15 protein-coding genes are annotated in these 20722 nt (G+C 47.9%); all 15 read right to left on the bottom strand.

What is annotated here, in order from left to right:
• Positions 1-249 (bottom strand): hypothetical protein, encoded by a 249-nt coding sequence (locus G636_RS0110850; protein WP_026508080.1) that lies wholly within the window; start codon positions 247-249, stop codon positions 1-3.
• A 198-nt stretch (positions 250-447) separates the two neighbouring features.
• Positions 448-2958, bottom strand: coding sequence for a JAB domain-containing protein (locus G636_RS18230; protein ID WP_051226898.1), 2511 nt, complete (start codon positions 2956-2958; stop codon positions 448-450).
• Positions 2951-3097 (bottom strand): hypothetical protein, encoded by a 147-nt coding sequence (locus G636_RS20550; protein WP_196803093.1) that lies wholly within the window; start codon positions 3095-3097, stop codon positions 2951-2953. The genes G636_RS18230 and G636_RS20550 overlap by 8 nt, the downstream gene beginning before the upstream one ends.
• Before the next feature lie 60 nt (positions 3098-3157).
• Positions 3158-11173 (bottom strand): DEAD/DEAH box helicase family protein, encoded by an 8016-nt coding sequence (locus tag G636_RS21285; RefSeq protein WP_026508078.1) that lies wholly within the window; start codon positions 11171-11173, stop codon positions 3158-3160.
• Positions 11174-11346: 173 nt separating this feature from the next.
• Positions 11347-12213 carry an EamA family transporter gene (locus G636_RS0110825; protein ID WP_026508077.1) on the bottom strand — a complete coding sequence of 289 codons (867 nt, stop codon included), beginning with the start codon at positions 12211-12213 and terminating at the stop codon, positions 11347-11349.
• A 127-nt stretch (positions 12214-12340) separates the two neighbouring features.
• Entirely contained in the window at positions 12341-12751 is a 411-nt protein-coding gene (locus tag G636_RS0110820; protein ID WP_026508076.1) for an iron chaperone, read from the bottom strand.
• 48 nt (positions 12752-12799) lie between these two features.
• Entirely contained in the window at positions 12800-13279 is a 480-nt protein-coding gene (locus tag G636_RS0110815; protein ID WP_026508075.1) for a GNAT family N-acetyltransferase, read from the bottom strand.
• A 19-nt stretch (positions 13280-13298) separates the two neighbouring features.
• Entirely contained in the window at positions 13299-13955 is a 657-nt protein-coding gene (locus tag G636_RS0110810) for a YoaK family protein (RefSeq protein ID WP_026508074.1), read from the bottom strand.
• A gap of 241 nt (positions 13956-14196) precedes the next feature.
• The gene (locus G636_RS0110800; protein ID WP_051226896.1) at positions 14197-15348 is read right to left on the bottom strand and encodes a DUF5688 family protein; all 1152 of its coding nucleotides are present in this window, start codon (positions 15346-15348) and stop codon (positions 14197-14199) included.
• Entirely contained in the window at positions 15345-15512 is a 168-nt protein-coding gene (locus G636_RS20330; protein ID WP_155832380.1) for a hypothetical protein, read from the bottom strand. Before G636_RS20330 ends, G636_RS0110800 begins: the two co-directional genes overlap by 4 nt.
• On the bottom strand, positions 15505-15744 hold the full coding sequence (locus G636_RS0110790; RefSeq protein ID WP_026508072.1) for a hypothetical protein: 240 nt from the start codon (positions 15742-15744) through the stop codon (positions 15505-15507). Before G636_RS0110790 ends, G636_RS20330 begins: the two co-directional genes overlap by 8 nt.
• A gap of 2 nt (positions 15745-15746) precedes the next feature.
• A complete protein-coding gene (locus tag G636_RS0110785; protein WP_026508071.1) occupies positions 15747-17852 on the bottom strand; it encodes a type IA DNA topoisomerase in 2106 nt (701 codons plus the stop codon).
• A gap of 10 nt (positions 17853-17862) precedes the next feature.
• Complete coding sequence (locus G636_RS0110780; RefSeq protein ID WP_026508070.1) at positions 17863-18480, bottom strand: hypothetical protein; 618 nt, start codon at positions 18478-18480, stop codon at positions 17863-17865.
• Between the two features lie 88 nt (positions 18481-18568).
• Positions 18569-20404, bottom strand: coding sequence for a CD1107 family mobile element protein (locus tag G636_RS18225; protein WP_035779528.1), 1836 nt, complete (start codon positions 20402-20404; stop codon positions 18569-18571).
• Positions 20382-20708, bottom strand: coding sequence for a hypothetical protein (locus G636_RS0110770; protein WP_026508069.1), 327 nt, complete (start codon positions 20706-20708; stop codon positions 20382-20384). Before G636_RS0110770 ends, G636_RS18225 begins: the two co-directional genes overlap by 23 nt.
• Positions 20709-20722 lie beyond the last annotated feature (14 nt).

The raw sequence follows: 20722 nt of genomic DNA, 5'->3' as shown, positions 1-20722 counted from the left end.
TTAAACCTTCCAGCTATACCCACAGTTCTGACATACACACATGGTCTCTTTCTTATTAACCGCTTTCTGCTTCTTTCTGCCGAAAATTGCAAATATCAGAGCAGGCAGCGTAAAGAACAACCACTTAATCGGAACCCACCACCATCCAACACAGAGCCACCAAATGATACCGTGGTGCTTATCCTTAAGGGTGACCGTGTTAACAATCTGTGCATTTACATTTTCGCTATGACATTTAGGACAAACCATGATTAGAACCTCCTTTTTAGGGCGACTTGTTTTTTTGCTATGATACAAGTATGCATCTTAAGGTGTCCGATAAACACACCTCTAAAACGCCATTTTCTCGAACATATGTGCCGCTCCAAGCCGCTCCAAGCCTTATGAGCCATTTTGAGCACAAAAATAACGGGTAGCCACGCCGAAACGCAGCTACCCGCCATAGTTTTAATCATCCACACCCATACTCGGACATTTACTTGGTGCTCCCACCTCGGGAGGCTTTTTTTCACGTTCTGCGACCTCCACCTTCTTCTCCGCAAGAAGCTTTTTCATGGATACCCGCTTACGAACCTTCTTTACCTCAGCCATCCGCATCTCCTTCTGAGGCGCAGGCTCCTTCTTCTCTTCGGGATCCTGGGGGAGATTGTTGAGTACGTTATCAATCATGTTATAGTTCTGTTCTTCGCGCTCCTCCACCTTGGCAAGAGGCTTATACTCTGCAAGCTTGGCCAGCAGTTCCTTTGCCTTTTCGAGATCCTCCGGCAGTCCGTCCTCCTGATCTACGATCTCCTGCAGGTAGGATGTGATTCCTTCCGTAGTCCCGTTTTCGATGTCGTTCTTCAGCATTGCTATATGAGCCTCCGGATCCTCCACGGAATCCCTGTACTCATACAGGTCATAATCATAAGCAAACTGATTCAGCTGCTCCGCAAGGGACTGGGCTGTCAACTCCTCTGACTTCTGGACCGTCGGTCCTGAAGTTATCAAATCCTGCTGTTCATCCGGGAACCGTCCGATTACTTCCACTTCGGGATAGGCTTCCTTCATCCCATGCAGCGCTTCCATAACCTCTTCATTCTGGCTCATTTCCGGCAGATACATAAGTGCATCCAGGTCAAGCCGCTTACCCGACAGGAAATCACACTGCATATCTTCATAGGCAGGTGTTCCCACCGTATGAACATTGATCCCTACCGCCGGTATTCCGTTCAGATTGCTCTTTTCACAAAGCTGTTCATATACCTTAAGTGCATCCTCAAGTCTGGGGATACCCTCATGCAGCTCTCCGAAGCTGTGGAACTCACTGCTTTCTGCTACCGTAAAAGTCACCACCTGCTTCGGTGTTTCCTTCTCCGCTACTTCAATAGTCTTATTCTGTTCTATCTGTGCCGCCTTTTCCGTCAGATACTTCTCCACTCCCGGCAAATACTGTGCCAGAGTTCCGGTCTCTTCTGTATTGATCGGATTGATATCAAGCTCAACCGTACCAAAGAGCATCCGCTCATCATGCAGGACATTGAAGAAATCATCCTCCCGCTCACTTCCGGAATAGGACACCACCACATCAAGGTCTGAATCTGTATTCTCAAGCCCACGGCATCGGCTCCCGGATACGATCACATCCTCAACGGTCACATCCAGGCCGTAATCCTCCGCGATCTGCAGAACACGCTCCCTGACAGCCTCCTCGATCACGGAAGGACCCATGCCATCCAGAGCCTTAGTATCAAACTTCTCTTCCGTTTTTGCCCGAAAGTCTGATACAATCTCCTGCTCTGACCTTACAGCCTGTATCTCTTCCTGTCCGATGGCATCTGTTTTTTCCATCAGATCATCATAATCCACCGCCACAGGCATATCCTTCTGTCTGATATTTCCTTGCAGCTCCGTATGGGTATACCGGTCATGCTCCGCATCATATACAGGCTGTTTCAGCTCGTCAGTTATCTGCTTCAAAGCCTCTCCTATACTGATATCGGGATCATCCAGCACTCCTCCGTCCAGAAGATGATATTTCTCGTCAAATATCGAGTAATCAAAGCCTTCCTCCGTGCGCTGTATGCTGATATACCGGTCTCCAAGCTTATATGCGGCTTCATCCAGTTCCAGATCTGCGACCTTTTCAAGCAGGAACTCCGGCACCTCCGTAAATCCAAAACGGTCCACATAGAAAGCCTTATCCTCATCACCCTGATGAAGCACCACGATATCACTCACGGACATGGAATGCCCTCTGAAATCCTCCGGATGCTGCATATTAAACTGATAATACAGATCATCCAGGCTTGTTCCCGGTTTTAACTCTGACTCATAGACCAGGTTATAATTGTCCCTATCCACCTTGTTCCCTTCAGCCTGCAGTCTTTCCAATCCTTCAAAGCGGATATACCGAAGCGAATCATCTTCCTTCAGCTGATATATGGCAAAGCTGTCTCCATCTATGGGCAGTCTCTCCCGAGGCTCCCGCACGACATAAGACATGCTCTCGGACACATTAAACATCTCAGGACTCTCTTCCCTGAAGCTGAACCGTTCCTTTGTACCACCACCCACGATGATATGATCAAGCACCGGGATATTCATGATCTTGCCTGCCTCGATCAAACGCTTTGTCACGTCGATATCCTCACGGCTTGCCTTTACTGATCCGCTGGGATGATTGTGAAACATCATGATACTGGCTGCATTTGAGAGTATCGCGCTCTTAAACACATTCTGGATCGGCACATGAGCCTGATTCACATCCCCGATACTCACCACATTGAAATTGATGGGATGATTGGCTCCGTCCAGATTCACCACACAGCAATACTCCCTGTCCATTTGTGAGAGAACCTGTGCCATGACCTCCGCAGCCTTATCTGGTGTTGTGATCTGCTCCGTGCTGTATATGGGATCCGCCTCGGCAAGCTTAAGCCTGACTTTCACCTGCTTCAGTTCATATTCCTCAGCCATTCTGATCACCGCCTTCCGCTTCCTTATCCTCTCCCGCCAGTTCCAGTACCACACTGACGATGCTCTTATCATCCGCGTTATTCTTCAGATATTCTCCGAACTGCTCTACGCTCTCTATCATTACTTCCTTTTCTTCCATATTGCTTTCCTTTCCGGGAAAAGGATCCCGACCGGTGAACCGATCGGGACCTCCCTGTTTTTATAATGATGTCTGCTTACTCTTTTCCTCTGCAGGCTTTGGGGGCGACTGCTTTGCCACCTCACCTTTCTTTGCCTCAAGCTTGTCGTGGAAAGGTCTGCCGGATTCAGCCTTTTCAGGCTTCTTTGCGGCATATTCCACTTTGAATTCAGATACCTTACCTCCGTAGCTTACAGAAGGCTCGGATGCCTTACGGACTTCCACCTGAGTATCCACATAGGTGATATTGCTGTGCTGAGTCTGTCCGTCCTGTCTGTCCGCTTGTGTTTCCTGCTTCGGGGCATCATCATCCATATCCACGGCTTCATCACCCTTCTCATCCATGTTAAGGAGCGCATTAAGCTCCGCCAGACGGTCCAGCTTCTCGGCCAGCTCTGCTTCCTGTGCAAAAGGCTTCACCACTTCCACCTTAGCCGTTTCCAGCTGATGCTCCACATTTTCAAGCTTTGCTACAGCCTCCTCCAACTGTTTTGTCATGCTCTCCAGTGCATTGTTGATACGGGTGATATTACCGGAAGGGTCTGATCCGATTTCCACGTTATGGCTAAGGTTCCCTTTTAAGGTCAGTGTGAACTTCTTAAAAAATGAATCAAAGGTCACAGCCATCTTCATCCCCAGATACTCACCCACGGATACCGGTGTATTGGCAGACTTCATTTCCTTGCAGACTGCGATCAGCGCAGTTCCCGCTTCCTTTCTGTCCTCATAAGTCTTTCCTGCCACGGTCATGGCAAAGATCTCCTTATCGGCAGGCTTCCTTGCGTTGTAATCCGCGATATCAGCCTTCAAACCTTCGATCTTTTCCTTAAGTGCCGAGATCTGCTTCGGATATCTCTGTGCGATATCATCCTCCAACCGATACTTCTGACTGGTATGATTCGCCTTCATGAGCTTAAGCTTGCTGACCTGGATATCTAAGTCCATCTTTTCCTTGATGTATGGATTACCTGTTGCCAGAGCCTTAACCTCTGCATAGGTAAGCGCGGCATCGTCAATATCCTCACAGCTTCTGACCGGAGATTTGCTCGTCATGATCTGACCGATGAACTTCTGCTTATTCTCGATCAGCTGCCAGCTGTAGGCATCGAATGTCCCTTCCGTGACATACCTGAAGATCTTCACCTTCGGATTGGTATTACCCTGTCGTAAGATACGGCCTTCCTGCTGTTCAATGTCAGATGGTCTCCAGGGCACATCCAAATGATGCAGCGCTATCAGCTTATCCTGCACATTCGTACCGGCTCCCATCTTTGCAGTGGATCCCAATAAAAAACGGACCTGCCCGCTTCTTACTTTCGCAAACAACTCCGCTTTCCTCAGTTCCGTATTCGCATCATGGATAAAGGCAATCTCTTCTGGTGGCACTCCTTTTGCTATGAGCTTATCCCTGATATCCTCATACACATTAAAGGTTCCGTCTCCCTTCGGTGTACTTAAGTCGCAAAAGATCAGCTGCGCTGACCTCTTATCTGCTGTCTTTTCCCATATCTCAAAGGCTTTCTCCACACATACATTTGCCTTACTGTTCGGATCATCCGGCAGCATATCGTTCATAAGCCTCTGATCCAGTGCCAGCTTTCGTCCGTCATTGGTTATTTTGAGCATATTATCGACAGAAGAATCCACCATACGGTTACGCACTCTCTCTGCTCTCTCAGCCAATGACTCCACCATCTGCTTCTGTGCTTCGGACGGTTTTAAGGTCACATTCTCATACTCAGCCTCCGGCACAGGAAGTTTCAGCATATCCGGTGTCTGTATATCGGCACTTTCCTTAAAGAGCGCGATCAGTTCCGGCAGGTTAAAGAACTTCGCAAACCTTGTCTTGGCACGATACCCTGTGCCCTCTGGTGCAAGCTCTATCGCCGTCTGTGTCTCGCCAAAGGTTGCAGCCCAGGAATCGAACTGTCCCAGTCCCATCTTCTGAAGCGTCGCATACTGAAGATATCTCATGTTGGTATAAAGCTCCGTCATACTGTTGCTGATAGGCGTTCCGGTTGCAAAGGTCACACCCTTACCGCCTGTCAGTTCATCCAGATACTGGCACTTATTGAACATATCCTGAGACTTCTGCGCTTCGGTCTGTGCGATACCCGCCACATTTCTCATTTTTGTATAGAGAAACAGGTTCTTATAATTATGGCTCTCATCCACAAACAGTCTGTCCACACCAAGCTGCTCAAAAGTTACTACATTATCCTTCCTGGTGGTATCGTTCAGCTTATCAAGCTTCGCCACAAGGGATTTACGGCTCTTCTCCATCTCCTTGATGGTATAGCGCTCGCCCCGCTCCGCCTTTGCCAGTGCTATGGCCGTTTCAATTTCCTCGATCTGACGCTCTATGATAGCGATCTGTCTCTCCGTGGAAAGCGGGATCTTCTCAAACTGACTGTGCCCGATGATGACTGCATCATAATCCCCGGTAGCGATACGGGAACAAAACTTCTTCCTGTTGGCAGGCTCAAAATCCTTTTTCGTAGCCGCCAGGATATTTGCTCCGGGATAGAGTCTTAAGAAATCACTAGCCCACTGCTCCGTTAAGTGGTTTGGCACCACAAAGAGCGATTTATGACAAAGCCCCAGTCTCTTACTCTCCATTGCCGCTGCAGTCATTTCAAAAGTCTTGCCGGCACCAACGCAATGAGCCAGAAGCGTATTATCTCCATACAGAACATGCGCTACAGCATTTTTCTGATGAGGCTTCAGTTCAATATCCGGTGTCATGCCCGGGAACTTAAGATGTGATCCGTCATACTCTCTCGGTCTGGTTGAGTTGAACAACTCGTTATATTTTGCCGTAAGCGCTGCTCGTCTCTCCGGATCCCTGAAGATCCAATCCTTAAATGCTTCACGAATCGCTTCCTGCTTCTGACTGGCAAGAGTTGTCTCCTTTTTATTGAGCACTCTTTTTTCCTTGCCATCCTCCACCACTGTATCATAGATACGGGTATCCTTCAGATTAAGACTATCCTCCAGGATTTTATATGCATTAGCCCTGCCGGTACCAAAGGTACTGTGTACAAGGGTATTGCCATAATCGGCATTCTTGCCCTTCACATTCCACTGCCCAGTGATACCTGAGAACTGCACACCTACCACATCCCTGTTAAAGAGATAATCCGGTGTCTGGAAAGTTTCACGCATGAAGTCTTCGATATACTTCGGATCGATCCAGGTAGCACCGATACGCACCTCTATCTCCGATGCATCCAGTTCCTTGGGCTGCACACACTCAAGTGCAGATACATTCACCGCATACTCCGGATGATTTTCCGCATAATTCCTTGCCACAGACAGCTTCTCTCTTACATTTCCGGACAGATATTCATCAGCGGTCTCCCACTTATCAGTCAGAGGATTCTTAAAGATAACTCCTGCAAGCTCATCGGCTATCTCGTCCTCAGATTTACCTGCAAGCTCCGCCATATACGGCAGATCTACCCTTGCTTTTTCGGATAAGGATACAGCCAGCGCTTCACTTGCCGTATCAACACTGGTTACAACCTCCGCACGCTTGATGGTACGCTTCGTGAACATATCTGCCTTGCCTTCAAACTTTCCCTCATCATCCAGCTTCTCCAGTGAGCAGAGCAGGCAGTAGCTTGAATCCTGGTTAAATGCACGCTTATTTGTCTGGGAACTGATCAGACCGAACTTCTTTGAAAAATCATCATATCTGTCGTTCAGTTCCTGCTGTTTGGCCGTGATCGCCGCATCGGAATATTCTTCCATCTGCATATTGATAAGTTCCTGCGTACAGTCACGAATCCCGATCATCCCCTTGATGCGCTCTTCCATGCTTTCCGACACATCTGCAGGCTTCATGATACTGTTCTCACGGTAATAGACCTTATCATCCACCACACAATAGCTGTAATTCTTCACATTCGGATCCGCTGGGATAGTATCAAAGACAAGCTCCTCGCCTTCTTCCAGTTCTACCGCTTCATAGGTGGCGGAGATATTGCTGATTGCGTCTCTTAACTGATCCTCAAAAGGTCTGCTCTCATCCAGCAGGCAGGCTGTCTCCATACCGTGAGGTCCCGATACCTCAGCCATCCTACCTACGATCATCTCAGGATGATCTGCAAAATACTGGTTCATGGAGATACCATCTGCATTGGTAGACAGATGCACCCAGTCCGGCTCGATATCCATCAGCCTGTCACGCTTCTTGAAAAAAAGAATGTCGGACGTTACTTCTGTTCCGGCATTCTCCTTAAAGGCTGTATTCGGTAATCTCACCGCTCCTACAAGCTCCGCCCTCTGTGCGAGGTACTTTCTCACCTGTGGCGACTGCTTATCCATCGTCCCCTTGCTTGTAACAAATGCGACGATACCGCCCGGTCTTACCTTATCAAGCGTCTTTGCAAAGAAATAATCGTGGATCTGGAAACCCAGCTTATCATAAGCTCTGTCCGGTACCTGATAGTTACCAAAAGGCACGTTACCGATCGCCACATCAAAGAAATCATTCTGAAAATCAGTCTTTTCAAATCCGCTGATACGGACATCCGCCTTGGGATATAACTGTCTTGCGATACGGCCTGTGATATCATCAAGCTCCACACCGTAAAGCCGCGAGTCCTGCATCTTTTCAGGCAGCATACCGAAGAAGTTACCGACACCCATGGCAGGCTCTAAGACATTGCCTTTTTCAAAGCCCATATTTCCAAGTGCTTCATAGATACTGCGGATGATCACAGGACTTGTATAGTGCGCATTTAAGGTACTCTCCCTTGCCGCCTTATACTCCTCGTCCGTGAGCAGTCCTTTCAGCTGGACATATTCATCCGACCAGTTACTCTTGCTTTCATCAAAAGCATCCGCAAGACCGCCCCAGCCGACATACTGGGAGAGTATCTGCTGCTCTTCCGGTGTTGCCACACGATTCTCGCTCTCAACCTGCTTTAAGGTCTCTATTGCAGCAATATTCCTTCTGAACTTCTCCTTCGGGCCGCCTGCACCAAGGTGATCATCCGTGATGCGGAAATTCTCTGCGCCGGTCTTGTCGATGGCAGGAGCCTGTTCTTTACTCTCATCCCTCGTCTCAGGTACTAAAGCAAGATCATCGTCGGGTGTCGGTGAAAGATCATTCTCCTTTTGCCCATAGGCTTCCCAAAATCTTCCTGTCAGCCTGCGCGGAAATGACTCGTCATCCATAAACTCGAAACGGATGTTATCGAGGTCTTCCATAGATTCTGCTTTTTCTATCTTCTGAGCATACCTGCCGACTCTTACCTCATCAGATAGCTTTTCTTCAAGCTTAGTAAGCTCTGCCCCGGATAAACGGTCATAGACATCATTTTCATCCGTATGGATAGAAAAGCTCTCCTCGTCTCCGTCATGTCTTGTAACCTCATAGTGCAGGGTCTGCCTTTCACCATCAACATCGGCTTCAAGCTCATACTCCGCTGTATGTCCGAAGTTACTGTATTCGGCGCTGATATACTGGATGTTCTGAATATCATCCGCTGTCAGGACTTTTTCAGCACTTTCTTCGACAGGTTGTATAATCTCTGCTATCTCACGCTCTTCATCAGCCATTGCCCGATCCACTGTATTCTCTTCATCCGATAATTCCTCCGCAGCACTCTCCAGATATCTGTTTTCGAGTTCTTCCTTCTCTGCCTGATTCAGATACCGGTCTTCGGCTACAAGCTCACGGATACGCTTTTCAACAATATTCCAGGAAAGGATTGCTGTTGCATAAGGCTCCATGATACTGCCCTTGGAGAGTTTTATCCCCTTTGCATCATGATCCTCCCAGCTCTGATCATTACCGATAAGGGCATGTGACCTGCCGCCGGTCCCGTATTCATTTTTAAGAAAGGCAATATTATCCTTGCTATCGTGTCTCTGCTGAAAATACTCATAGATACGGAGCTTTCCCCCGGATACTCCACTGCCGCCTGTCAGAATAGAGTCGATCTCATCCTGCGTAATGAAGCTCTCCTGCTTGATATCCACCTCATCAGGTGTAGGAAACTCTATCTTCTCCGTATCAAGATCCGCAACCTCATCAAGCAGATACTCCGGTGATTTGATATATCTCCATCTAAGCTCAACCTCTCCGCTATCAAGTGCCGACTTTGCCTTTTCAAGCTCCGCGCTGATCGTGTTGCGCCCCTCGTGCGTAGAAAGCAGCTCCATAAGGTGTGCTTCCCCATCGGGATAATTATTTCCCGCAATCCCAAGAGACTCCGGCATCTCGTCCAGTCCGTCACGGAAAAAGAAGTAGATATGATTGGCTACTCTGGCGCGTTCCGTCTGATCAACAAGGAAGGCTTCTGCACGATTCATATATGTGCCGCCCTCGACCATTCCTCTGACATAACTTTCTACTTCAGCCCAGCCCATCTCAAGAACCGTATTCTCTCTTGCAGATGTGCCAAAGCCTGCCTTCATTCCGCCCTCGTCAAACCAGACGGACACGGGACTGTCGCCAAAGGTGAAGCCTTTCCCGGTAGTACGGTACTCAGCCTTTAAGAACTCTGCCATTTCTGTAGGAGACTTATGTTCCTGGTACTTCGCATAGATACGCTTGCGGCTATTCTCCATTCCTCCGCCGGTGCGAAGGATCTCGTTTATCTGGTTATCAGACAAAGAAAATGCAGCGGGTTTTTCGTGTTTTACACTTGCCTCCGCTGCTATCATATTTCCCATCTGTTCTTCAAAGCTTGGGAACAGATCGAAAAGATTCAGTTGTTTTAGTTCTTCCTCTGGGGGATTTAGCTGTAGATCAGCTCCGATAAAACTATCTCCTCCGCTGAGTTCCTGATGTTGTTCATCAGACCTACCCACTTCATCTGATCGTTGCGCTTCATCTGTTCGTCCACGCCCTGATCCTTCGCCATCTGCTCTGTCAGAAGATCCATCCTCTGATCTGCCTGCTCCTGTATCGTCAGACAATGTTCTTTCAGTGTTCCCTTCAGAAGCATCCCGCTGTAGACTCCTCTCCTGTGCTCCTTCAGAAAGTTCTTCCTCATCAGTCCGTACTTCGTGAGCATCCCCTCCGGCTCTTTGTTCGCTGTCAGGTTCGGGATCTGAAAGTCTCCGCTCTGAATGTACTCTATCTGCATAATCGCTCCTTTCCGCGCCTTTGTCTGCGCTCTCGATATATTCATTACCTCGCTCCTCACCACTTGGCGTTAAGGCATTATAGCCACGCTCTGGCGCATTTGCAAGTCTTTTCTCGCCTCTTTCGCTCTGGCGGTCGATATATTCTTCGCGTGAGGCTCTGACGGCTTCCTGAGCCTTCTCACGGTCATATATCGAAATGCTCCTGCCGATCTCACGAAGAATGGGACCGGATAATTCGGATGAAGCCTCACCCATAACGGATAAAGATTCAATGGAGTTGAACTCATGAAGATAGGGAAACTCCACTCCCACTATATCCGCATCCATACCGCATCGTTCAAGAACCGTATAAGCGATACTTGCCGCCAAAGTCTGCTGTAACCTCACCTCCAGATTCAGTTCATCCAGTCCGTCGAGATAGCTGCCTTCAACAGACATTGATAACTGGTCTGATACGATATCCGGAGCCATCTCCGACGCGATCCTGTTTGCCAGCTCCATGATCCTGTTCTCAAAAGGCCGGCTCGCATCAGTCTCCCCGTAAATCTTCTCCAGAGAATCGATCACATAATTCTTATGCTCTTCCTCCATACTCCAGAGCCTGGGCTTGTGCCCTACAAACCTTGCTTCGTGCACATCTTTGACATCAAAAACATATTTCAGCCCCGATCTGTGCACCCCCTCCTCGTCAATGAGTGCGATGCCCTGCGCGCCTTTGTTGACCCAACAGTTCATCTTCTCATTCCAAAGTTCCAGTGAAGCACAGGCCGTTGCATCCGGTCTCTGAGCATGGATCAGCATCTGCTCTCTGAAAGGGTACTTGTACATATGTCCCGCCGTATGCAGAAACTTCTTCCACTGCTCTTCATCCGACACGATGGTCTTAGCCATGTACTCCGCAAGTCCTTTGATTTCATGGTATCGTCTTGCCATTTGATACATTTCCTCCTTCCATTTTTCTTTATAAAAAAAGCGGTGACCCTAAATCTTTCGATCTAAAGCCACCGCTTTGGTTACCGTATTCTGTTTTTCTTTTTTCACTTTATCTTCCGGTATAACGCGCTAACACATTATCTCTACAACTTGAATTTGCCGTTATTTGTTTCCTATGCCCAGATCGCCATCGCCAAAGTGCCGACAACGATCAGAATCAACCCGGCAAACGCCTTTCTGCTCAACTTTTCTTTGAATACGAAATAGGAAAAAGCGACGGAAACGATAATGCTGAGCTTATCGATCGGTACGACAACGCTGACGACGCCGTTCTGTATGGAGTAATAGTAACAGAGCCATGATGCGCCTGTGGCAATCCCGGACAGAGCTATGAATACAAGTTCTTTGGAATCAGTATTTTTCAGTTCAGCACCTTTACCTTTAACGAAGACGATCAGCCAAGCCATAACAAGAACAACACCTGTACGGATCGCCGTCCCGAGATTTGATTCTACATCCGTTATGCCGATCTTTCCCAGAATAGAGGTCAGGGCAGCAAAAACAGCGGAACCGATCGCGTAGGGCAGCCACGTGCGCTTTGTGTCCTTTGCTTCAGTTTTCTTCTTTTCGATCATCAGAAACACGCCTGCCGCAAGAAGTGCAGTACCGATCAGCTTGACCGCCAGATGTTCTGTCTCACTGAAAAGGATGATTGCGAGAAGCACTGTCAGAACCGTGCTGGATTTATCGACGGGTACGACCTTGTTCACATCGCCGACGGACAGGGCTTTAAAATAGCAGATCCACGAGGCTCCTGTCGCAAGGCCGGACAGAATTAAGAAGATGATAGATTTTGCCGATATTTCCGTGATCGTTCCGGCAGAGCCAACGATAAACACCATGATCCAGGCAAAAAGGAGTACAACGACCGTCCGCAGAGCAGTCGCCACGTCTGAATCAGTCTTTTTGATCCCGCATTTCGCAAGTATCGCCGTAAGTCCGGCAAAGAGCGCGGACAAAGCCGCCATGATCAGCCACATATCTTCCCCTTATTCATTGTCATATATTCTGGTAATTCTCGTCCATCAATTATCTCTAAGATAAATCCCGACTTTGCGTCATCCCGACAAACGGGAATCTACAGTGCTAATTCCAGCAGCCAGCAATCTACTTTTTGGAATAGTTCTCAAAGCACCATTTTGCGATCCTTATGATCAGTGCTTCCGGCAAAGGCTGATCATAGGGGATCCGTATCGTGCCCTTGCTTACGTCATAATCGGAGAGTTCCTCCGTAAATACAGCTATAGCCTCATCACCGGGATAAATGCCCAGATGTTTCTTTGATGCTGCGAAATGAATGATATTACGACCTTTCCAATAAGTGGGCATCGACCAGGAGATCCGTTCCTCCGCGTCCGGCAGTGCATCACGAAGGATCTCCCGGATCTCCATTAATCTGGGCTTATATTTCTCATCCTGGGCAGCAATGTATTCATCAATATTCTGCGGTTTCACACAGTAATGGTCCTGGTTTTGTCTGCTGAACTCTCTGCCGCATTTCGGACATTTCCATGCCATGGCTTCACCTCTTCAAATCTCGATTTGCTTAACCGTTTATACTGAAAGTTAAAGTGTATGATAGTACGGACAGATATTCTCGTAATGCCCGTCTTTCATTCTGAATCCACCCGGTATCGTTCCCAACTGCACAAAGCCTAATCGCTCATATAAATGTCTCGCATGCACATTGCTCTCAACTACAGCATTAAACTGCAATACCCGAAAGCCAAGTTCTTTACCTTTGGATAGACAATCTATTACCAGCTTTTCTCCAATATGCAACCCTCGACACTTTGAACTTACTGCATAACTTGCATTACAAATATGTCCACATCTACCGACATTATTCGGATGCAAAATATATAAACCAACAATCTGTCCATCGTCTTCAGCAACTCCAGTATAACTCTGCAATTCAAAAAACTCCCGGCCTGACACATCGTCAAGCAGATCTTCCTGAGGAAACGCTATTCCATCCTCGACAACTTCATTCCAGATTTCTATCATCTTACTAATGTCTTTTTCTTCATATTTTCGAATAATCATTCATATGCCTCCTCGTATCTCACTCCCTGACCATCATCAAAGCTACCACAAGAAGAATTGCCGGAGAGATCCATATCGTACCGGTACCGAACCTTGAAGAAAGTATCCCACCAATGCCGGCTCCTATGGCAAAGATAAAAATAATACCAAAGAAATGAAATGCCTTGTACAGGGATCCCTTCTCCTTCGTTCTGAAATACTGTGACAGGCTTTCCGTACCGCTCCTCAGATTGCCGATACACATCGTACTGGCATATCCATATCCATGGACCTTTCTGAATGTCTGCACCTGCATGGCACATGAAAATGATACCATGATATTTGCGAGCATACTTAACCCTGACGGCATAAACCCAACAGCCAAAAGCATTACGATCTCGATGAAAAGTATGATCTGTCTCCAGTGAATCTTGCTGCCTGTCTTAAACCTGCTCTCGATCCTTTCAGCCAAAAAAATACCAGCGGCAAAAGATATGAGTGGAAGCATATATCGTAACCCCTTATGCCACTCTCCCTGCATAAAATTCTGACTCATCAGTACCACGTTACCGGTCTGGGCATTAGCGAATACACCATCCCTCACATTATAAGTATATGCATCCTGTAGTCCTCCCGAAAATGAAAGCAACGCACTTAATCGAAAGCTCTCAGAGGTCTGCGTTTTTGCTATCGACATCTCTTTCCTCCAAATATGCCCATTAAAGTTATATCGACATATTTACCTTCGGATATTATAGCATGGCAAGCAAAAACATCAGGATAAATCTGCCTACACAGGATGCTGCAAATACACCCGCTATTACAAGTACAACATCCTCACTATCGTAATCGTCCATCTTCATTCCCCTCGTAAAGAATCGGGGCAGCCTTTCGACTGCCCCAATCCGACAACATTTCCTGCAAACGGTCATGCAGCTTTACGCCAGTGCCGTCTCCTTCGTCTTGCTTGGTACCGGATGTTCCCGGTTTGCTTCGTTTTTTGCGACTTCCGCCTTCTTCTCGGGAAGCTTCTCCTTCATGGATACACGCTCGCGCTCCGGCTTCTTTTCACCGCGCTCTGTCTTATCGGGCTTATCAGCCTGTTCAGCTTCCTTGGCATCCTTCTGAGCTTCAGCTCTCTGCTGCTGGCGTTCCTCCATCTTGTCGGCAAGGACAAGCTCCTTAGCCTGAGAATCATACATATAAACATGATCGGAAAGCCTTTCCTCTGGAGCGACCTGGCCTGCATTAACATCCTGCACCATTGCTTCCAGGGTATGTCTATCCATATCCTCATTCAGAGGCAAAACGATGGTCTCATGGATACTTGAAGGTAAAACCACGAAATCGCCGCCCAGCTTCTCGGAAATATCTTCCATTGTTTTAGCATCCAAAAGTGCGGCAGCTCCGTTAAGCTTGTCCGCATTGGAAAGCACGTACATGGAAGGATTCTCCTCTTCGGGCGGGAGCATGAACGCTCTGGGATCCCCTTCCTGGATTCCATCAGGGAACATCATATCCACCAGTACATCCCTCATTGTCTTGAACTCGATCTGAGACTCAGATAGATTCTGAAGTGCGATATCATGAAGTTCCTCCGTGGTCACTCCGTACTGTTCCATAAGATTGTTGGTGATAGGTGCGCTCATACGACCGCCTTCACCACCGCCGAGGTCTACCGCATATACGACTGCAAGATCCTCCACAAGAGTGTGGGGCTTATCTGCAAGGTAATCTGCGTTCATCTCGGCATTTACAAGCTTACAGATGATATGATCCTTCACCTGGTCAAAATCCGTAATCTTGCTCACGTCAAAGGCCTGTTCCATCTCATGGTTCACACGGATATCAGCGATATGCTGAAGAATATTCCCCAGATTCTCTCCATCCTGATACTGTGCGAAGAAGTTCTCAAGATAGATATTCGGAGCGATATTGCTGTCCTCGGTTCTGATAAGAAGACCGGTCAGCACGGTATCGTTATTCTTGGTCACATTCTGCAGATCGACAGTTGCATCTGCATACTTCTCAGGCAGATAATCCTTGATCTGTTCTGCCACACTTGCCTTAAACTCTTCAAAATCCATCATACTGCGCCTCCTACTCTGGCAGCCTTCTCGCGGCTGTTCTTCTCTGACTGTACCCTCTGCTCCAGCTTACGAAGTCCCTGCATATATGCGGTATATCTCGCACGCTGTGCGCCCTTGCTTACGCTTTCTGTTTCAACCTTTGGCATAGTTTTAATCTCACTCATCTTCGTTGTCCTCCTCAAAAATGAAATCCTCACGATCACATCCGTTTTTACCATGGATATAATCTGTAAACTCCTCCATCGTATTGGCATAATCTTCCATCAACTCGATGTGAGCATCCTGAAGTCGCTCATATTTCTTGCAATTCCTGTGATTTACGATCACGCCGGTGATAATACCTGTGACAGCAGCACATACAGCCGCAGCTGCCGCATAAATGATGTGTTTCTTCATGATCACTTCTCCTCCTTCTTCGGGAATTCCATCTTGAAATTGTACTCATAGCCGGTTGCCTGGGATCCGTCCTTCTTTGTATAGGAATACTCCCTGACACCATCCGGTATAAGATAGGCATTGTAAGTGCCGCCCTTCTTGGACTTGATACCTTCAACAAAGATCTTCTTGCCCTCAAGCAGATCCTTCACCTGCTCCTCGGAAAGCTCCTTACCAAAGGCTCTTCCAATGTTCATGCCGCACTTTTCAGAGCAGTACAGTCCGTACTTGCCTCTGATCACATCGCCTCCACACTTAGGGCACTTACCCAGTGCATCATTTGATCCAAACATATTTCTGTTCTCCTCTCCGACCCCGTTATAGGTCTTTACTAAATCTGTTACCATGTTCCTTATCCCGTTCATGAACTGCTCCGCGGAATATTCGCCTTTTGCCACGAGAGTTAATGCGTTTTCCCAGTCAGCAGTAAGCTTGGGACTCTTGACTACATCCGGCAGGACGGTGATGAGCTTTATTCCGTCATCTGTCGGGATCATCTGTTTCTTCTCCCTTTTTACAAAGCCATCTTTGACCAGCTTTTCGATGATATCCGCACGGGTGGCGGGAGTTCCAAGCCCCTTGCGTTCCACATCATCGCCCATATCCTCTGCGCCGGCACGCTCCATAGCAGAGAGCAGGCTGTCTTCCGTGAAATGCTTCGGCGGCTGTGTAAAGCCCTCAACCACCTTGCACTCGGAAGGCGAATACATGAATCCTTCTGTCAACGGAGGCAGCGACTTAAGCTCTTCATCCTCCTTTTCCATCCTGACCTTATACTCACTCCGAAGCGCCGCGTCATACCTCTTCCATCCGGGTTCCACCACAGTTGTTCCCGATGCAGTAAAGGTATTACCTCCGCATTCCAGTTCTGCCTTGATACTCCTGTACTGATACTTTTCTGCAGTTGCCATACAAAGCTTGGCAGAGATCAGCGCAAGGATCTTCTGCTCTCCGTCTGAAAGCTGTACATTGTGGTAGTTCTCGATCTGCACTGTAGGAATGATCGCATGGTGATCGGATACCTTTTTGCTGTTCATAACACGCTTAAAATCCACGCTCACCGTTCTTTCATCCTGCAGATATGGAAATGTACTCTGCACAACGGAAAGTACGTTCTTTGCCGTATCTTCCATATCATCAGAAAGGTATTGCGAATCCGTCCTCGGATACGTACAGAGCTTCTTTTCATAAAGCGACTGTGTATATTCCAGTGTCTTTTTTGCAGTAAATCCAAAGATTCGGTTGGCATCTCTCTGAAGTGTCGTCAAGTCATAAAGCCTTGGTGCAGCTACAGATTTATCCTCGGAAACTACAGATTTCACCGTAGCCGGATGATCCTTACAGGAAGCGGCAACAGAGTCAGCCCTTGCTTTGTCCGGATATTTTTCTGATACCGCATCCATTCCTGCTCCGATCAGATGGACTGTATAAAAAGGCGTCTTTTTAAAGCTCTGTATCGCTGCCTCCCTGTCCACCAGCATTGCAAGCGTGGGAGTCTGCACCCGACCAACCTTAAGGACCTTGCTTCTGTAAAGCACTGTAAAAAGTCTTGTGCCGTTCAGCCCCACAAGCCAGTCCGCCTGCTGACGACAGAGTGCTGAAGCATAAAGATTGTCATAATCGGATCCGGGTCTTAAGTGATCAAACCCGTCACGGATCGCACTCTCCTCCATAGACGAGATCCACAGCCTCTTGATCGGCTTTGAACATCTCGCCTGCTCATAAACAAGCCGAAAGATCAGTTCCCCCTCTCTTCCGGCATCCGTTGCACATACTATAGCGGTGATATCCCCGTTTTTCATAAGGTCTTTCAATACCTTGAACTGGGCTTTGGTGTCCTTCTTGATCACATATTTCCAGTCCGTCGGCATGATAGGCAGCGTATTGTATGTCCATCTTTTTAAGGTTTCATCGTAGGCCTCGGGAGTTGCAAGCTCCACCAGATGACCGACGCACCAGGAAACAATGTAGCCGTTTCCCTTAAGGTACCCATCGCACCTTTCTTTTGCGCCGATCACCATGGCGATGGACTGTGCAACCGAAGGTTTTTCAGTTATCACAAGCTCCATATGCTCCTCCTTATAAAGCTGCTTCCTTGGACTTTGCCTTGGCCTGATAGTTCTCCGCCGGCTTCTGCTCCGCAACAACAGCCTTCTTTTCCGCAAGCTTCTCCTTCATGGAACTACGGTCACGATCCTTATCCTTATAGGCTTCCACCATCTTCTTAAGGTCCTTATTTGATACCTTGGTCTTCTCGGTATCCCAGATAGGCTTGCCCTGTTCATCCTGCCCGACCTTTACGCTCCTGTGAAGTGTTGTTGTCCCATTGGCGGGAAGCTTGCACCACATGCCTTTACCGTACTGGTTCTCATGCACATGATTTGCCTTTACGACAAAGGTCTGCCAGGGGCGGTGATCATCCTTGTCCTGATTGGGAACCAGGATCTCCTTATACTTCACGCCATCTTTCCCCTGGAACTCATCACCAACGCAGCCTTTACCGAACTTAAGGGTGATCTCATCCATCTTCTTTTGACCATCCTCTGTCCCTTCCGGTTGTGCCTGCTCTGCCTTGCTGTCTGCAAACTGATCTGCAAGAGTCTTCTCCTCTTTGGCAGTCTCCTGCGTGGCTTCTCTTTTGGCAGCGATGTCATCCATCACATCCTGTACCACTTCATTTGTTGTTCTTTCGTCCATGATCTTCCTCCTTATCATGATCAGAGCCGGGGCTTTCGCCTCGGCTCTTTATACTTGGTGCATGTGCACCGGTTTATTGGTTTATCTCTTACTCTTTGTCAGAGTCAGATTCATAAGGATCATCATCCTCGTCAGCATCCTCTATGGTATCGGCCACATCATCAGCTGAAGGCGCGGGTCTCTCAGATTCCTTCTTCTCCGTTTCACTAAAGAAATCATCCTCTGAGGAAGCCTCCTCTTCGGATTCATAATCTTCATCCTCGTCCTCTTCGTCCTCATCCTCTACAAAATCTCCGTCCTGCTTCTTCTTTACCACCTTGAAGTAATAAGCAGCACCGATCACTCCTGCACCAAGGATACCCATGATAAGATATCCCACCAACGGATTGCTCTTTACAGGTTCCTTTTCTTCCTCCGCAGGCTCTTCAGAAGGCTCTTCTGTACTTTCCTCTGCAGGTGTCTCAGTCGGAGTAGCCACCTCATGTGTCTCCTCATAATCCGTATTGTTATTCGGGAGTGCGCTTTCCGTCACAGGGATCTGTGATTCAAGGGCCGCAGAATTCTTAGGCAGTGTTTCGGAATTGTCTGTCGTTACATTGAGCAGATCGTTCTCCGTGATCTCCGTTAAGAAGTACACCATTTCCTCTTCGCCATCACGGTCAATGATCAGATAAAAGACCTTACCGCTTGCAGCCTCGATGGTATAAAACTCTTTGCCAAGATTCATATCTTCGCCCTTTTCATCATCCGATAACGCTGCTTCTTCTGCATCAGCCCTGGCGAACTCCTCCTTTTTCTGCTGTTCCGGAGTCTTCGGTGTCTGGCTTGTGGTATTGCCGTTACTGTCAGTCTGTGTATGCTGAGTTACAGTTGCCGTGGCACTGGAAGGATTTGTCGCCTCCGCACTGACAGGCAGCTGTTCTGCGGGATTGGAATCATCCTCTGACTTTGGATCCTTATAGTAAGGATTTTTCGTCTTATATACCTCAGACACATTGCCGGCATTATCCATAGCCGTAATGGTGAAATACTCATAACCTGCATCAAACTGAGACAGACGGATGTTCAATGTTCCGTTTGTAATGTCATCCTTAAATTCATATCCGTTCACATAGATGACTTTGATCCCGGACTCTGTATCAGATGCCTGTACCGTAAGAAGTCCCTCTGATACTGCCGCATTAAGCGTAGGCTTTGTGGTATCAAAACAGTTGATGGAACGGCTGCGCTCATAACTCTTATCATTCGCATCCGTTACCAGGACATATACAGAACAGTTCTCCGTGATCTCGATATACATATCCTCGGTAACATCCTGATAGCTTCCGTTCTGTCCGATCTTTGCCCTGACAGACTTAACTGCGAAGTTGCCGGTATCAAGGATATCCTCAACTTTGAACTTCACCTTTACAGAGCTTCCTCTTCCATACCAACCGCTTGGTGCGTCGATGGTGATCTTCACACTCGGATCCTTGTACTGGCAATCCTTATAGTTTGCACTGCACACAGGGCAGTCCTTGTTGTAGTCATACTGACTGCACTTATGCTCACAGATACACTCCGGTTCGGGTTCAGGCGTCGGCTCCGGTGTGGGTTCGGGATCATCTCCCTCTTCTCCGCCTTCCCCGGATTCATCACCTTCACCGTTGTCGGAATTTCCGTTACCGGTTTCTCCGTCACCGGCATTTCCGTTATCGGTATTCCCGTCACCGGTTTCTCCTCCGATCGTCTCACCGTCTGTAGCATCTCCTGTGCCATCACCGGGATTCGTATTATCACCCGATTCATTCCCGGACACATCATCTTCCGCATATGCCGTGACAGCATTTGAAGTGTTCGCAATAAAGGCTCCCACCGGCAGTGCAAAAAGCATCACCGAAAGGATCAGCGATGCCGTAATCCTACGAAATAGTTTCTTTTGCATGATTTTGATTCTCCTTTTCTTTCTTATCTTCCGTCACCTCCAAAGGCTCCGGCTTTTCAGGTTCTTCGATCTCTTCCTCTATGAACTCCAGAACCTTCTGTAATTGTTGTTTACTTGCATATTTGAGCTTAAGAAGCTCGTCAGCGCTTAAGTGATGCCTTGCAAATATCTTTTGCGTGGCAGCTGCGACAGCCAGATCACGTTCCCGCTCCAGGTCGGATATTTTTTTGTCCATCTGCTCGTTATACGCCTGCTTTTGCGCTTTCCACTTCTCGATCAGCTCATTCATCTTCTCAATCTTCATAAGCCTCCTCCGTG

It is taken from the genome of Butyrivibrio sp. MC2013 (assembly GCF_000424585.1).
GTDB lineage: Bacteria > Bacillota > Clostridia > Lachnospirales > Lachnospiraceae > Butyrivibrio.
Note: the sequence above shows the minus strand (reverse complement) of the source record. Positions and strands in the feature narration are given on the sequence as shown.